Annotated in this window: 13 protein-coding genes; 4 read left to right on the forward strand and 9 right to left on the reverse strand. The window is 55.6% G+C overall.

Annotated features, from left to right (window positions below):
• Positions 1-97 precede the first annotated feature (97 nt).
• Positions 98-247 (forward strand): hypothetical protein, encoded by a 150-nt coding sequence (locus ABYV26_RS02360; protein ID WP_372677801.1) that lies wholly within the window; start codon positions 98-100, stop codon positions 245-247.
• A gap of 139 nt (positions 248-386) precedes the next feature.
• On the opposite strand, the gene ABYV26_RS02365 is transcribed toward ABYV26_RS02360, so the two are convergent.
• The 3 genes from ABYV26_RS02365 to ABYV26_RS02375 are packed head-to-tail and all read right to left on the reverse strand — an operon-like array spanning position 387 to position 1,509.
• Entirely contained in the window at positions 387-1,010 is a 624-nt protein-coding gene (locus tag ABYV26_RS02365; RefSeq protein ID WP_372677803.1) for a DUF3786 domain-containing protein, read from the reverse strand.
• Positions 1,000-1,230, reverse strand: a complete 231-nt coding sequence (locus tag ABYV26_RS02370; RefSeq protein WP_372677804.1) for a hypothetical protein — start codon at positions 1,228-1,230, stop codon at positions 1,000-1,002. The genes ABYV26_RS02365 and ABYV26_RS02370 overlap by 11 nt, the downstream gene beginning before the upstream one ends.
• A 36-nt stretch (positions 1,231-1,266) precedes the next feature.
• Positions 1,267-1,509, reverse strand: a complete 243-nt coding sequence (locus tag ABYV26_RS02375; protein ID WP_372677806.1) for a hypothetical protein — start codon at positions 1,507-1,509, stop codon at positions 1,267-1,269.
• A 244-nt stretch (positions 1,510-1,753) separates the two neighbouring features.
• On the opposite strand from ABYV26_RS02375, the gene ABYV26_RS02380 reads away from it, so the two are divergent.
• Positions 1,754-2,719, forward strand: a complete 966-nt coding sequence (locus tag ABYV26_RS02380) for a class I SAM-dependent methyltransferase (protein WP_372677807.1) — start codon at positions 1,754-1,756, stop codon at positions 2,717-2,719.
• Positions 2,720-2,799: 80 nt separating this feature from the next.
• On the opposite strand, the gene ABYV26_RS02385 is transcribed toward ABYV26_RS02380, so the two are convergent.
• The 6 genes from ABYV26_RS02385 to ABYV26_RS02410 form a co-directional block, all read right to left on the reverse strand.
• Complete coding sequence (locus ABYV26_RS02385; RefSeq protein ID WP_372677808.1) at positions 2,800-4,737, reverse strand: acyl CoA:acetate/3-ketoacid CoA transferase; 1,938 nt, start codon at positions 4,735-4,737, stop codon at positions 2,800-2,802.
• 315 nt (positions 4,738-5,052) lie between these two features.
• Positions 5,053-7,020 (reverse strand): 3-hydroxybutyrate oligomer hydrolase family protein, encoded by a 1,968-nt coding sequence (locus ABYV26_RS02390; protein ID WP_372677810.1) that lies wholly within the window; start codon positions 7,018-7,020, stop codon positions 5,053-5,055.
• A 541-nt stretch (positions 7,021-7,561) separates the two neighbouring features.
• Entirely contained in the window at positions 7,562-8,905 is a 1,344-nt protein-coding gene (locus ABYV26_RS02395) for a TRAP transporter large permease subunit (RefSeq protein ID WP_372677812.1), read from the reverse strand.
• Positions 8,906-8,914: 9 nt separating this feature from the next.
• Positions 8,915-9,421, reverse strand: coding sequence for a TRAP transporter small permease subunit (locus tag ABYV26_RS02400; RefSeq protein WP_372677814.1), 507 nt, complete (start codon positions 9,419-9,421; stop codon positions 8,915-8,917).
• A 209-nt stretch (positions 9,422-9,630) separates the two neighbouring features.
• Positions 9,631-10,800, reverse strand: a complete 1,170-nt coding sequence (locus ABYV26_RS02405; protein ID WP_372677816.1) for a TRAP transporter substrate-binding protein — start codon at positions 10,798-10,800, stop codon at positions 9,631-9,633.
• 152 nt (positions 10,801-10,952) lie between these two features.
• Positions 10,953-12,503, reverse strand: a complete 1,551-nt coding sequence (locus ABYV26_RS02410; RefSeq protein ID WP_372677818.1) for a class I adenylate-forming enzyme family protein — start codon at positions 12,501-12,503, stop codon at positions 10,953-10,955.
• Positions 12,504-12,831: 328 nt separating this feature from the next.
• Between ABYV26_RS02410 and ABYV26_RS02415 the strand changes: the two genes are divergently transcribed.
• Together ABYV26_RS02415 and ABYV26_RS02420 are read left to right on the forward strand one after the other, a co-directional pair.
• The gene (locus ABYV26_RS02415; RefSeq protein WP_372677820.1) at positions 12,832-13,617 is read left to right on the forward strand and encodes an SDR family NAD(P)-dependent oxidoreductase; all 786 of its coding nucleotides are present in this window, start codon (positions 12,832-12,834) and stop codon (positions 13,615-13,617) included.
• A gap of 377 nt (positions 13,618-13,994) precedes the next feature.
• Positions 13,995-14,961, forward strand: a 967-nt coding sequence (locus ABYV26_RS02420; protein ID WP_372677822.1) for a hypothetical protein, incomplete at its 3' end; no start/stop codon positions are given.

Below are 14,961 nucleotides of genomic sequence, written 5' to 3' on the forward strand. Positions count from 1 at the left end.
CAAAAACCGTCAAGGGTGATTATATTATAGGTTAAGCTCAATGCTTACTTTCATAGAATCCGTTGACTCTGGCATCTTCAACCAAAGGAGCATTGCCATGAAAGAAAGAAATATCCTACCCAACGAAAAAGAGTGTATCAGCCAGTGCATCATCAAGTTTTGGTCCGGTTCGGATCGACAGGTTGAGAACCGGGACGAGAATTACGAACGATGCCTGACAAACTGTAATGTCTGCAGTTCGGCCTGACCGTACACCGTATAATAACCGACGGTCTGTCTTCCGCCGGAACGAGGTTCCGTAGCGGTTACAGGCGGGAAAAAATAAACAAGCCTCACTGGCAATGGATGGCGCCAGTGGGGTTTTTTGTTTTACCCGGATGGCCGGGTCATCGACCATCAGGTTTCGCCAGTTTGCCGGCCAGCCAGGTGCCGGCAACAGCCATGGATTTCAGGGTCAGGTAGGTTTCGGCGGATTTGCGGAACAAAAGGGTGCACTGGGCTGGAAAATTTTCGTCCCGGACGTTGAAGCGAAGGCGGATCGACACCCGGGGGAGCACGGCCAGCTGTAAGCAAAGGTCAAAACCCGGTGCGCTGTCGATTGTCCTGCCGCCCAATCCCGCACAGGCTGCTTGAAGCGCATCGACCGCCCCGGCGAAGTTGCTTTCGATCAGCTTGTTGGTATTGCCGGTGAAGTAGCCCATGAGCGGGCCGGCCCCGGAAAACTCGCGAAAAGTAATCCACGCATCCGCTGCCGGGGGCCTGATTGGGGCCCGCAATACGTAGTCAAGGAGCAGGCTGCCCACTGCCGGTGTGGGGGGATCGCCGTGCGCGTCCATGATACCGTCGGCCGACACCCGGTGAATGCTTCCGAAAAAAGGAATCATCAGGGCATTGCCGGATCGGTTGGCTCCCAGGATATCCGCATGAGCACCAAGATCGACGCCTGCCAGGCGATCGAGGCGTTGCCTCATGGCGGTTTGAAAATAAAACCGGTCTGATTCAGGCATCATTCGATTCCGTTGAAGCACGGCCTCCGCTGCAACAAGGATCGGTGTCGCCGGACCGGTGCGCCCGAATCTGCTGCCTCAAGGTTTCGTATTCATCCTCCAAGGCCAGCAGGTCAATCATCACCGGCGGCTTGATCGAGTGCGCGGGAAGTCGTGCCTCGGTCTCCTTGATGGCCGCTTCCAGTTCCTTGAGCCGATTTTCCATTTGGTCCAGCGATTTCATGGTGTCTCCTCGACGAGATCAGTTCGAACTCGCACGTCAATAACCGATTCCAGCCGCCATGGCATGGTCTGATTGGGTGCAATGGCAAGGGGTCACCGCGTAGACCATGTTGCATGCGGGGCAGGCCGAAACCATGGTTTCCATTTTAAACGTGCCGTTGCAGTGGCTGCATACAATTTCCAGTGCTGCGGGAACCGGAGCCCGGTCAAATCCCATCATGCGAACCTTGTCCGCCACCTGTTTGCCGTTGTCGAAACATCCACCGCATCCGTCGTGCATCGTGTCACCTCTTTTTTTCCCGGGTTGTCGTTGATGTGAGGGCCTCACGCCCGCCGCCCGGAAAAACCATAGCCAAAAAACTTGCCCCCATGCATTGACCCAGGTCAAAACGGTCGAACCATGAGGAGGGTGGGGCAGCCGGCAGCCTGGCCATTGCCGATTGACATTTCCGGCAGATCGGCCATACTGCACCGCAAGCTAATGTAGATAAGAGCTATACTCAAGAAATATGGAACGCACATCCATGAACGATAGCGATATCCCCGAGCACTTTCAGCGGCAGGGCCAGATGCTGGCCAATCGGGTGAAAAAACGATTCAAGCACCTGCGCAATCGCTTCAGGCGGCAGGGTATCGAGGTCTTCAGACTGTATGACTGGGACATTCCGGAAATTCGCGCCGTCGTGGACTGGTATGGCGGGCACCTGGTGATCGGAGAGTACATGCGGCGCCAGTCGGTGCCCGAATGGCTGCCCCTGATGGGCCGGGCCGTCGCCGGCGCCCTGGACGTGCCGGCGGAAAAAGTTCACCTGAAACAACGCTGGGCCGGCCGCCAGGACGGCCAGCGCTACGAACGTCTTGAGCACACCGACCGGAAAATCGTTCTTACCGAACGGGATCTGAGTTTTTTAGTCAATCCCAACGATTATGTCGACACGGGCCTGTTCGCCGACCACCGGGATACCCGGCAGATGGTCCGGGAACTGGCCGCCGATAAAGATTTTCTCAACTTGTACTGCTACACGGCATCCTTTACCTGCTATGCCGCAAAGGGCGGGGCGCGCTCGACCGTCTCGGTGGATCGGTCGGACAGTGCGATCCAATGGGCTCGTGAGAACTTCTCCCTGAACGAGATCGATCTCGAAACCCACCGGCTGGTCCAGGCCCACGCCTTCGACTTTCTCAAAAAAGCCGCCCGGGAAAATCTGCGCTTCGACCTGGCCGTTGTAGATCCACCCTCCTACTCGACCACCAAGACCCGCAATGTGGCCTTCGACATCGCCAAGGACCATCCCCGGCTTTTAAAAGCGGTGGTCGGCCTGCTACGACCCGGTGCCACGCTCTTCTTCTCCACCAACCATCAGAGCTTCGAGCCCCGCATGGATGGGCTGGCGGTCGCCGATGTAAAAGAGATCACGGCAGGCACCATCCCCGAAGACTACGCCTCCAAGCGTAAGACCATCCACCGCTGCTGGCGGATCACTGTATAGTCGGGGTTAATCCGACGCTCGGGCGCCTCGCCTGGAAGCTTCCAGAAGCAAGCCATGCATTGTTGGCAGACGGGTGTCATCTATGCCGTTCCCTGCGCCAGGAACCTCAGCGCTTCCTCCCTCGATGCAAACATGTTGGCCTCCAAATCCCGACGGCGGAACTCGGCCTCGAACTTGGCCCGGGTGTCGTCGTTGGTGTTGTGGCGGGCGATCCGGCGATAGTGCTTCCGGATGATGGCCTGACCCATCTCCATGTAGGCGTCGAACAGGTTGTCGTCGACGCGAAACCCGTTGTAGTTGATCAGGGCGTTGACCCTCCTGCCGACCTGCAGGCACGTCTCCGCCACGATCTTCCCGATGTTGTCCACGTCCTCCTGGGTCTCGAGTTCCAGACCGTTGAAATTCAGCTGGAGCGTATCGGTTTCCGAGACAAATTGCACGCGGGTGCGCAGCTCCTTGAGCAGGAACTCTCCGTGGATCCCCATGGGCAATTTCTGGAACAGCCGCGAATCCATCTCGGCCACCTGCCCGACCACCGGCGCGAAGTCCATGTGGGCCAGGATATCTTTTTCGACATCGATGCCCGGAGCCACCTCGATTAGCGTGAGTTTACCCGCGATCAGTTTGAACACGCAGCGCTCGGTGATATAAAATACCTCCTGGTCCTGCGCGTCGGCGAACATGGAACAGAAGGTAATCTGGTCGGTGGTGTCGACGAATTTTTTGATTTTGCCTTCTTGGAGAATCCTGACCTTGCCGCCCTCCACCGCTACCTGAAGGCCGCCGGTGGTGAAGGTGCCCAAAAAGAGCACCCGCTTGGTGTTCTGGCTGATGTTGATGAACCCGCCGCAACCGGCCACCCGCGGGCCGAATTTGCTGGCGTTGACATTGCCCTGGCTGTCGCATTGGGCGAATCCCAGACAGGTGAGGTCGAGGCCGCCGCCGTCGTAGAAATCAAACTGGTCCGGCATGCTGATCACGGCTTCTCCGTTGACTGCAGCACCGAAATCCAACCCGCCCAGGGGCATGCCGCCGACGATGCCCGGCTCCACGGTCATGGTCAGGTAGCTCAAGATATGCTCTTCATTGGCCACGGTGGCCACCGCCTCCGGATAGCCGATGCCTAAATTGATGACGTCGTAAGGCCTTAATTCTAAATTGGCGCGCCGGGCCATCAGCTTGCGCTCGTCCAGGTCCAGCGGCCGGGCATGGGAAAGCGGCACCCGCAGCTCGCCGGACAGTTCGGGGCGATGCTGAGTGCCGAAGGTCTGCATGTGGTACTCGGGACGCGAAACCACGACGTAATCCACCATGACACCCGGCACGACCACGTCCCGGGAACGCATGGCATCGGGTTTGGCCACCCGCTCCACCTGGACGATCACGGTGCCGCCGGAGTTCTTGGCGGCCATGGCCATGGCCAGGGCGTCGACGGTGAGAATTTCGCGCTCCATGGTGATGTTGCCGCGGGTGTCGGCGGTGGTGCCGCGGATCAGCACGCAGTCGATGGGAAAGGATTTCATGAAGAGCCACTCTTCCCCGCCCAGTTCGACCACCTCAACGATGTCCTCGACCGCCTTGGGGCTGATCTTGCCCCCCTGGATGCGCGGATCGGCAAAGGTGCCCAGCCCGACCTTGGTGAGGACCCCGGGGCGATGGGCGGCCACGGCGCGGTAGAAGTTGGTCAGGATGCCCTGGGGCAGGTTGTAGGCCTCGAATTCGTCGGCCAAGGCCAGCTTGCCGATCAAGGGCACCAGGCCGTAGTGGCCGGAGATCACGCGTTTGAACATGCCCTGGTGGGCGATGCGGTTGATGCCGCGGGTGGCCGCATCGCCGGGGCCCGACGAGTGGATCAGGGTGAGCTGGTTGGGCCGCTTCTTTTTCAGGTAGCGCTCACTCAAGGCCACACACAGGTCGTCGGGCGTTCCGGCGCCGACGAAACCTTCGATGCCGAGGGTCCACCCGTCCTGAATGAGGCTCATGGCCTCGTCGGCGGTGATCACTTTGTTGCGTTGCATGTTCTCCTCCCTCCCTACCTTTTCAACGATACAGAATTAGCATGCTTGATAAAGGACGATTTAATAATGAACCCGGCTGCGGAAGAATGCGGTCAGGGAATGCATAGATCCCCCCGGGGGGTGGGGGGATCTACAAGATACATTAGTTTATTTGAGAAAATGCAAGGCGTATGCGGCGATATTTTATGTATTGCATAATTACAGCATGCTGCCTGCACTTCACAAGCGCCTGCTATGGGAAAACGCAATTCCGATTCTTTTTCCTTTGCAACCCCGTGGCTGCTTTTTGCGCAACCGGTCCGGTCGAGGCGCTGTTTATTCGGGAATGGTCAGGGAGTTGCTCGCCCAGGCGATGGCATCGGCAGCACCCGGAGCGTCCTGGACCGGGCCGAACATGTCTGCGCCGATGGGTCCGGGTGTTGTGCGGATCACCTGGCTTGGGGCAAAGGGAGTGCCGTCGGCCAGATAAGCAAACATCTGATCCATGGCTTCATGGAAGTAGGGGTTCAGATAGGTGATATCGGTGCTAGCCCCAAAGAAGCCCAAATTGTAAAAGTTCTGAAACATTTCAAGATGGTGGCCATTTTCCACTTCCCAGTAGACCACATCGTCCCTGTTCTCCACTTGGCGGTTCCTGGCGTAATAGGCTCTGGCGCCGTGGTTCGGGGCGACCACCTGGTCTGACCGTCCCTGAATGAGGATCGCGGGTATGCCTTGCAGGTCCCCGCTCATGATGGTTTCTGCCAGTCCGCCCTGGACGCGGTCATAGGCTTCATCGTCATGTTTGTAGGTGTCGAACAGTCCGGCGGCTTCCAGTTCGGATCTGCCGTGAATGGAGAGGGTATAGAAGCAGAGGTCCTTGCTCAAACCGAACATATTGTCTTCCCCGGCCCTAAGGTTAACCGGATCCAGAACGATATTTTCCCCTACATATTGATTCATGATAGCCGCATCTGTCGGATCACCGTTATAGGCAAAGGTCACCTGGCACAGTTCATCGGAAAGCTTGTAACGGCCATAGGAGTTAGAATAGTTGGCTGTGATCCGTGGATAGAAATTCTCTAGATTGGTAATCAGCTCGATACTTTCGATCAGGAAGCCGTTGTCGATCAGCTTTTGGGCTGCTTCTGCAGGCAGGTCGGCAGGGTTGGCTGAAGTCAGCAATCCCAGGGACTGAAGTTCTTCACAGCGGTTATTGTTATTCGTTCCGGTTGCACAGGGCATGTAGACGCCGCCGAGTGCGAAGTAATCGTACAGGCTCCAGCCCACGGATTCCGGCCCCCACGATTGAGACCCCTGGACGATGGTGAAGTCTACCACCCCCATGGCCGTATTCGGTTCGACAGCAACGACACCATCGATCAGGCCTTTGGTGTCCTCTTCGGCGGGCATAATAGCTGCGCGGCCGCCATTCGACCAGCTCGCTGCGACAACCGTGGTGTTGCCGGGGATAAAGTTCTTTTCAGGGAACTGCCGATTAAGGGCATAAAGGGCAAATTCCACCGACTGAAGGGTATAGTAGCCCCAGTCCTTTTCAACGTTCTGTTGGGAATGCGCATGGCTGGAGGCAACTGTGGTCGGCAGTGCGGTATAGCCCGCATCGACCTCGGCAACAAACATCGCATCAGTGCTGTCATCGGCAACAACTGTGTTGTCCACGGCGAGGGTTTTGCCAAGTCCGACTAGATGGATCCCTTCGCCGGTCCCCTTGCTGTTGTAGGCAACTGCACAGCCGTGCCTGAGGCCGTAATCCCCTGCGGAGGCCATTGCCCCATAAAGCCCGCGGGTGCCTGACGGCGGCGCCGCGACTATACAGGGATTGTCAACATCAAAAGATTCGGGAATCTGGACCGATATCAACACGTTGATCCCCTTGGTATTGGTCAGCGCCGTATATTCGGTACCGGCAACCTGACCAGTGGTGGGAACGGGGTCAGAGGCGTCTCCAAGCTGCTCTGTTGAGGTGGGTCCCCACCAAACACCCATACCTCCAAGGGAGGTCGGGTCGACAAAGGCGTTATAGTTGCTGGCGATGTTTTTTGAGCGAACTTCTGCGGCCGTGAAATTATCGGTTGCGGCAGGCTCGGTAATGGTGCCATCAGCATTCAAGTTGCCGCCGGTCAGCAGATCGTCGTTTACGCCGTCATACGTTGTGGCAGTGACAGACGCTGCGTCGGAAATAAAGGATGGCAGGCTATCGTAAGGATTGACCGGGGCCGAGTCGCTGCCGCAGGCCGCCAATAGCGCGCATAAGGCAGCTATAACAAGTAATTGTTTCATCATGGGTTTACCTCCTTGGTTGTGGCTGAGCCTACGATTGTCGAGGAGTAAATCAAGCCTATTGCGCTAATTGTAATCGCAAGGCTCAGCTATGGGTGAGTATCCATCACGAAACGGGACCTTCCCGTTCCGATCACTCCTGTGGGTAAAAACGAATCTTTGAATACCGGTATCGCTATCCGATCCTTGTCTTGGATCAGGTTTCCGGCGTGGTCGACTTGGTGGGCGATGGTCTACTCAGTGACTACGATTTGATCCAATCCCAGCACCTTGAAAAGGGCCGGTAAGCGTATAGCGAAGCAGGTTTCAGCCGGATGAACTTAAACAATAATGCCACCCGCGCGGCGGGATTCCATTTCTATTTAAAACCTGATGGTCCAGTTAAAAGCCGTAAACCGTGTCACTCCCGCACAGGCGGGATTCGATAACTATCTGAATATGATGAATCCCCACCTTGTGCGTAAAGGACAACAAGCAGGGGGCCTCCGAGCCGGAAACCCTTATATTAAAGAACCGCTGGACTGCAACTTCTCACCACCCGCGATCATCTGAAAATGACGCTGGGAATGTAGGTGATGATCGACGGGAACAGGACACAGAACAGAACGCCGATGGCCTGCAGGAAAATGAACGGCAGCACGCCCCTATAGATTTCCATCATCTGGTATCGGCCTTCAGGTGCGGCACCGGCAAAATAGAACAGCGCATAGCCGAAGGGGGGTGTCAAAAAGGAGGTCTGCAGGACGATACAGATCAGCATCGAGAACCATAAGGGGTTGAAGCCAAGTTCCATGCAGACCGGCATGTAAACCGGAAGACAGACGAGCAGGATGGCCACCCAGTCGATGAACATGCCCATGATAAAGACGGCGAAGAGCATGATGAAGAGGATCACCCCCGGCTGGAGGTCCCCGCCGATAAGCAGGTCGGTGATGACGTCCCCCCCGCCGACAAAGAGAAAGGTGGCGCTGAAAAGGTTCCCGAAAAGGACCAGAATCATGACCATGGAAGTGGTCTTGAGTGTCGCCTTGCAGGACTCATAGACGACCTTCCAGTTGAAGCTGCCACGGGCGATGGCCAGGATGGCCGCGCCCAACACACCGACGCCCGCCGCCTCGGAAGGCGTGGCGATGCCACCGAGGATGGTGCCCATGACGGCGAAGATCAGCACCAACGGCGGGACCATGGACTTGACTACCATCCACATCTTGTGCCGCGCGGAGTAGCCGGCCGCCTCCTGTTTGCTGATCGGGGGGCCATAGGCCGGTTTCACCTGGCACATGATAAATACGTAGGACATGTAAAGAAAGGACAGGAGCAGGCCCGGTAGGATGGCGGCAGCAAAAAGGGCACCGACCGAGGTTTCTTTGAGCCCGGTCAAGCCCCCATAGACCACGAGCATGATGCTGGGGGGGATCAGGATGCCGAGCGTGCCGCCCGAACAGATCAGGCCGGCGGACATCTCCTTATTGTACCCTTTTTCGAGGAGTTTGGGGCCGGCAAGAAGAGCCATCCCGACAACCGACGCCCCCACGATACCCGTGGTGGCGGCCAGGATCACACAGACGAAGATGACCGCCAATCCGAGCCCGCCCTTTATGGGGCCCATGACCACGTAGAGGGCTTCGAACAGGGCGTCCGATATTTTAGCGCGATCCAGCAGCTGCGCCATCAGGATGAACAGGGGAACCGCCACGAACACGAAATTGTTCATGGTGCCCCAGGCATTGTTGATAAAAAATCCCAAAAGGCCGTCGACGTTGAACCCGTTTTCGATCAAGCCATAGATCACGGCGGTCCCGGCCAGCGAATACGCCAAAGGGAGCCCGAGCACGATGAATAAAATAAGCGTGGCAAACATGCCGATGGTGAGAAATTCTGGACTCATATCATCCCCTTAGCGAACCGCTTCCTGTTGACTGAAGGTTAGCAGGCGTTTGATCAAGTTGGAGAGAACTTGAAGAAAAAGAAAGGTAAACCCCAGGGCCATCAACAGTTTTACCGGCCAGATCGGCGGCGCCCAGGCCGACGAAAGATCCTCCAGGATCTTGGTGGAAATGATCGCATTGTCCCAGGCCCAGATGCCAAGCAAGGCAACGAGGGGGAGCGTGACGCCGATCGTCAGAACGATGTATAGGATGTCCTGCAATTTTTTAGGGAATCTGCTGCTGAAGATATCGACTCGCACATGTCCGTCGAAATATTCAGTGTAGCCATACCCCATGACAAAATGCACGCCGAAGATGAAGGTCGTGAGCTCCAGGCCCCAGATCGTCGGTGCGTTGAAAAAGTAGCGCCTGACCACTTCGTAGCACATCATCACTACCAGGATCACCATAAGAAGAGACGATACTTCCGCCTGTTTCACGACGATCTTGTCGATTATTTTCGTGAGCCGCTGCATAGCTCCCTCCTCCCTCTGCTTTGCCACTGACATGACCGGATAATGATTTCCTAAAACAAAAACGGCTTAGCGGTAAATTAAACGAAAGGCCGCTTGATGAATTGATTGCATTTTAAAAGCGGGTTGTTGAATATCCGGCTGGATTGCGCCTGTCAAGGCGAATCCAGCCGGTCTCGGTTGGACCATGCTTGCCCTATTCGGGGCGTTTACTATTCGTGCAGTTTTCCTTTGACCACGTCATCCATCGGCCACGGCGTGACTCCGGCCCTGGCGGAACGCCAATCGGCAAAATCTTTCTTCAGGGCTTCCTGGGACTCGAGCAAGCGCTTGCAGTCGGGGCATCTTGCTTTTACCTTTTCCATATAGGCTTGCGTCGTCTTGGCGAAATCGACGATGGCTTTTTCATCCATCATCACGATTTCAGATTTTTCCTTGAAGCGGCGGATCGCTTCGGCGTTCAGGTTGTTGATCCAGCTGTAGCTCCAGAGCTGGGTCTCCTTGGCGGCCGTGTCGAGGATCCATTTCAGATCGTCGCCCAGTTTGTCGTAGGAATCCTTGTTGAAAAAGAAGGCGAATTGGCAGGCGGGCTGATGCACGCCCGGCTGGATGATGTATTGGGTGACTTCGTCAAAACCCATCGGATAGTTGACCGCCGGTGAAGAGAACTCGGCCGCGTCCAGGACGCCGGTCTGAAGTGACAGATAGACCTCACCGCCCGGCGTGGCAACGCCAGAGGCGCCGAGCTCATTCAGGATGTCCAGGTACCAGCCCCAGGTCCGGACCTTCATCCCCTTGAAGTCCTCCATGGTGGAAGCTCTCTTGCTGGAGTTCAGTCCCATTTCCTGCCCAACCTGGCCACCGGGCAGGGCAAAAAGATTGTACGGGGCATAAAGGGCCTGCATCTCTTCCAGGCCACCCCTTTCATAAAGCCAGATATTGTAAAGTTCGGCGTCCAGGCCATAAGGTACAGAGGCGACGGTGATAAATGCCTCGTTCTTGCCCTTCCAGTAACCGGGCCAGTCATGGCCCGCATCAAAGGAGCCTTTGCTGACCGCATCGAAAATTTCCATAGCGGGAACCAGTTCCCCGGCTGAAAAAGCTTTTATGTCCAGGCGGCCGCCGGAAGCCAGACGGACGGTGTCACAGAAATGGACCGCCATGTCATAGAAAAGCAAGCCTTTGGACCAGGGCAGCACCATTTTCCAGCGGTGTTTTTCGGTGCTGGTTTTGACCTTTAGATTTTTGACTTCTTCAATTCTTTTGTCTGCGCCGAATTTTGTTCGGTCTGACTTTGTCTTCTTGTCCTGAGCCAAAGCCATGCCTGTGACGAACAGGAATAGTACCGAAAAAATTGCTGCTGCTTTGAGACATCTTTTCATTTTTCCTCCCCTTTTGTATTAGGTTAGTATATTGCCTATGAAGCGGATCTTCCTGTCACATTTAAAGATATGTTGGCCTGCATCACCCCCTCGATTGATTTCCTTCAGCAGTTTTGTAGTGGAAATACTACACATGTATCCACGTTGATACATTATGGCTTTCCCGACCTATCTCTGGCCGGTGCTTCTGCGAACATTTTGCGAAGGTCTCGTTTCAATGTTTTACCGGCAACGTTCCTGGGGAAATCGTTAATGATTTTTACACCGCAAACCCGCTGAAACTTAGCCCCGACGCGCGAATTGATCCAATCCTTGAGCGCCTGCTCGGAAACAGTTGCCGAAGGAACCACGGTCACTGTGGCAAAGGGCACTTCGCCCCACCGCTCATCCGGAACCCCGAACACCGCCGCCTCGATGACATCGGGGTGCTGAACGACGGTCTCTTCGATGTCCCGGGGATAAACGTTGACGCCGCCCGAAATGATCATGTCCTTGATGCGGTCCACCAGGTACAAGAAACCATCTTCATCGACGTAACCCAGATCGCCGGAGTGGAGCCACCCGTTCACGATTGCTTTTTCTGTTAAATCAGGTCGTTTATAGTATCCGGGCATCAGTATCGGGCCCTTGCCGCAGATTTCACCCACTTGGTTTGACGGGCACTCGGCACCCGATTCGTCAACGATTTTCATGTCGAACAGGGGCAGCGGAATGCCCACGGACGCGGGCTTGTTGTGGTAATCCAGTTTGTCCAAAACGGTCACGAAACCTTCCGTCAAGCCATAGAGCTCGTAAAAGCGCCCGGGAAGCAGCCGGTTCAAGGTCTCTTTATGCTCGAGGTGCAAGGGCGCGCCCAAAGCGAGGATCATTTCCAAAGAAACCAACTTGCCGGGGTCGAAATTGGGTGCATTCAGCATGGCGATAATCTGGGCGGGAACCATCATCACATGGGTGACTTTTTCCCTGTGAATGCACGCGATATAATCAACTGGATCAAATTGCGGCAGCAGGACATAGGTGGCCCCCTGGAAAACCGTGGGCATCAAATCGACGAAAGCGCCGTTGAACACGATGGCGCCGGCGTGAAGCGTCACACTTTCCGGGGCCAGTCGAAAGGCGGTGGCAAAAGAGGTGCCGTAAGCGATGCGAATATCGTGGGTGTGAACAATCCCTTTAGGCAGGCCGGTCGTCCCGCTGCTGTACATGATGTTAAACGTATCGTCGCCGCGGATGACGGGGGCTTCAGGTTCGCTGTCCGGTTCAGCCGCCTTCAAGGAATGATAGTGCTGAAACCCTGCCACCGCGGTTGCATCCACCAGCAGGCAGCAGCCTGGACGAAGCATGGGCAGGTCAGGCTTTATCGTTTCGATAATATTTGCAAATGCTGCATTCGTGATCACCATCTCCGCATCGGCGTCCTTGAGAAGGGATCGGAGTGCACCCTCCATCAGCAGGGTGCTCATGGGTACCACCACGGCACCCACTTTGGCTGCGGCCCAGTAGGTTTCCAGAAGCTCCAGGCAATTCGGCAACACCGTGGCTACCGTGGACCCCTTTTTGATTCCCAGGCTTATCATGGCATGGGCCAACTTGTTGATGTTCTGATTTAGCTGAAAATAGGTCAGGCGCTGATCACCAAACACCACAGCGGTGTGATCCGGTCGATAGCGTGCATGACGCGAGAACAGCATTCCCAGATTCATCGGGGCCTCCCCGGCGGTAAATTAGATTATAGGGTGGACATGGCTGTGATTGAAGTGTTGAAATAAAGTGAGCAAAAGGTATGCCGAACGCTGTTCATTTCCCTAAAATCAGTTTAACAACTTGATATTATATAATATTTTTAGTAGTTAGATTGATTTTAGATTGATTTGTCTTGTCAACGCAGGGCAAGGATTGTACTAAAATTGCTACATTCTTCCTGCTCTCGGTCGTCGGGAGAGACGCTGAACCCGCGTCAATCAGGCATCTTGATGACGGCATGGAAATTGCTCACTACGGTGAAAACAGTAAACTTCACAGGAGGACATCATGCTGGAGATCAACGATTCAGTCGCCGTGGTGACCGGGGGGGGCAGCGGAATTGGCCTTGCGTTTGCCAAATACTGGGTGAAAAAGGGGGGAAAAGTACTCTTGGGGGATGTTTCAAAGCCGGCTTTGGAAACGGCCAAGGCGGCCATCGGCGACCGGGTCGAAATTCTGGTGTGTGATGTGACGGATGAAGCGGACAGCCATCGGCTGGCGACAACGGCCATGAAGGCCTTCGGCAGGATCAACCTGGTGGCGCCGTTCGCCGGAATCATCAAGGACGGCATGATGCTTTCCCCCGACCGCGAATCCGGGAAGGTCAGCGCCAAGATGACCCTCGATCAGTTCCGTTCGGTGGTCGACGTCAATCTGACGGGGGTGTTTCTCACGGTGCGTGAATGCGCCGAACAGATGATCAACAACGGGGACAAAGGCCTGATTTGCCTGATTTCATCCACCGGATCGCTGGGGACCGCCGGCCAGATCAACTACTCGTCGACCAAAGCCGCCGTTTCGGTGATGCCCAAAGTGATCACCGCCGAATTTTTCAGACGGGGGATTGCCGACCGTATCCGCTGCGTGGCGGTGGCCCCGGGGTACGTCGCCACACCGATTCTGGAAGGCATGAACCAGAAGGCGCTCTCGCGCATTTTGGACAATGTGCCCATCGGACGGCTGATCGATCCGGATGAAATCGCATCGCTGGTGTGTGAGCTCTATCGCAATGAAGCCCTTACCGGCGATGTCTATTTTATCCACGGCGGTCTGCGGTTGAGTTCGAAGGGGTAGCGCCGGCCACATATCAGCCTTTGTTCTACCCAGCTCGTTTAGACCGATAACAACAAATGGTAACTACCAAGTATTAAATAACAAGATCCAATTTTCAAATCTCAAATAAATTTCAATATCCAAATCTCAAACAAGATACAATACATCAGGTGTTGACCATCATCGATATCTTCAGTTGTCTTTGGCAACCGGTAAATGAAAATCTACACAGGTATCGCGCGTTGGTATTTCCTTCCTTCAAGATTGCCAGGTCTGGAATTTGTTTTTTTGGTCATTGTGATTTGTTTGTCATTTGAGTTTTGGTTATTGTGATTTGCTAATATGTTTCTGGCCTAAATAAACCCATTAATAGGATCAAGGTGCAAAGGAGAATTGCCATGAGTCGTGTCAGCATGATTGGCGCATACAACACCAAGTTTGGGGCCTTTGTGGAAAAAAACCGCGAAACCGGAGAGGTTCAGGATACCAAGTCCTTTTACGATCTGATCATCGAGGCCGGCAAGGGTGCCATCGATGATGCGGGGCTGCACCCGTCAGACATCGACGGCATCTGGATCGGATCCTGCTCACCGTCCATGTTCGTCAACCAGGAGCACGTGGGGCCCCTGGGGCTGGAAGTCGCCCCGGAATTTCTGCGTTTCGTACCCACCACCCGCACCGAAGGGGCCTGCGCCTCATCCTCCGTGGCCCTTTACAATGCCCTCTTCGGCATCGAGTCTGGCCGTTTCCGCAGGGTCCTGGTCATCGGCGTGGAAAAGATGAGCCTGCTGGCGACTCCCGACGTCACCCATACCCTGGCCTGTTCTTCCTACTGGCCGGAAGAGGGCGCAACCGGAATGACCTTTCCGGGGCTTTTCGCCGAGTACGCCAAAGGCTACATGGCCCACTACGGTTATACCCGGGAAGAATTGCAGAAAATGTTTGCGGCCGTATCGGCGCTCTCCTATCGAAATGGCATCGAAAACCCGCTGGCCCATTTCAGCAAGGGCGGGCCGGCGGATCGACTCAAGCTGTTCAGCCCGGAAGCCATTTTAAATCTGCCGGAATCAGGCAAAGGCAGCAATCCCGTCATCGCTTCGCCATTGCGCCTGCATGACTGCTCCCTGATTTCGGATGGGGCGGCGGCAGTGATTCTGGCGCCCACCGAAGACGCTCGAGCCATCAGCCAGCGGGCGGTGGAAATCGCCGGCATCGGCATGACCACGGAGCGGCTGCCGGAAAGTGTGCGACCGAACATGCACGAACTGATTGCCGGCAAACGGGCCGTCGACCAGTCCTTCAAAGAGGCCGGGATCACCATCGACGACGTCGACCTGGCAGAAGTTCACGACTGCTTCTCTATCA

Origin of the sequence: Desulfosarcina sp., from assembly GCF_041551955.1 — a bacterium.
Taxonomy (GTDB): Bacteria; Desulfobacterota; Desulfobacteria; order Desulfobacterales; family Desulfosarcinaceae; genus Desulfosarcina.

Excerpts from the sequence above, each read along its gene's own strand:
- ABYV26_RS02365 (WP_372677803.1), bottom strand. The coding sequence starts at position 1,010 with ATGATGCCTGAATCAGACCGGTTTTATTTTCAAACCGCCATGAGGCAA.
- ABYV26_RS02395 (WP_372677812.1), bottom strand. The coding sequence starts at position 8,905 with ATGAGTCCAGAATTTCTCACCATCGGCATGTTTGCCACGCTTATTTTA.
- ABYV26_RS02380 (WP_372677807.1), top strand. The coding sequence starts at position 1,754 with ATGAACGATAGCGATATCCCCGAGCACTTTCAGCGGCAGGGCCAGATG.
- ABYV26_RS02410 (WP_372677818.1), bottom strand. The coding sequence starts at position 12,503 with ATGAATCTGGGAATGCTGTTCTCGCGTCATGCACGCTATCGACCGGAT.
- ABYV26_RS02400 (WP_372677814.1), bottom strand. The coding sequence starts at position 9,421 with ATGCAGCGGCTCACGAAAATAATCGACAAGATCGTCGTGAAACAGGCG.
- ABYV26_RS02405 (WP_372677816.1), bottom strand. The coding sequence starts at position 10,800 with ATGAAAAGATGTCTCAAAGCAGCAGCAATTTTTTCGGTACTATTCCTG.
- ABYV26_RS02415 (WP_372677820.1), top strand. The coding sequence starts at position 12,832 with ATGCTGGAGATCAACGATTCAGTCGCCGTGGTGACCGGGGGGGGCAGC.
- ABYV26_RS02375 (WP_372677806.1), bottom strand. The coding sequence starts at position 1,509 with ATGCACGACGGATGCGGTGGATGTTTCGACAACGGCAAACAGGTGGCG.
- ABYV26_RS02360 (WP_372677801.1), top strand. The coding sequence starts at position 98 with ATGAAAGAAAGAAATATCCTACCCAACGAAAAAGAGTGTATCAGCCAG.
- ABYV26_RS02385 (WP_372677808.1), bottom strand. The coding sequence starts at position 4,737 with ATGCAACGCAACAAAGTGATCACCGCCGACGAGGCCATGAGCCTCATT.
- ABYV26_RS02370 (WP_372677804.1), bottom strand. The coding sequence starts at position 1,230 with ATGAAATCGCTGGACCAAATGGAAAATCGGCTCAAGGAACTGGAAGCG.
- ABYV26_RS02390 (WP_372677810.1), bottom strand. The coding sequence starts at position 7,020 with ATGATGAAACAATTACTTGTTATAGCTGCCTTATGCGCGCTATTGGCG.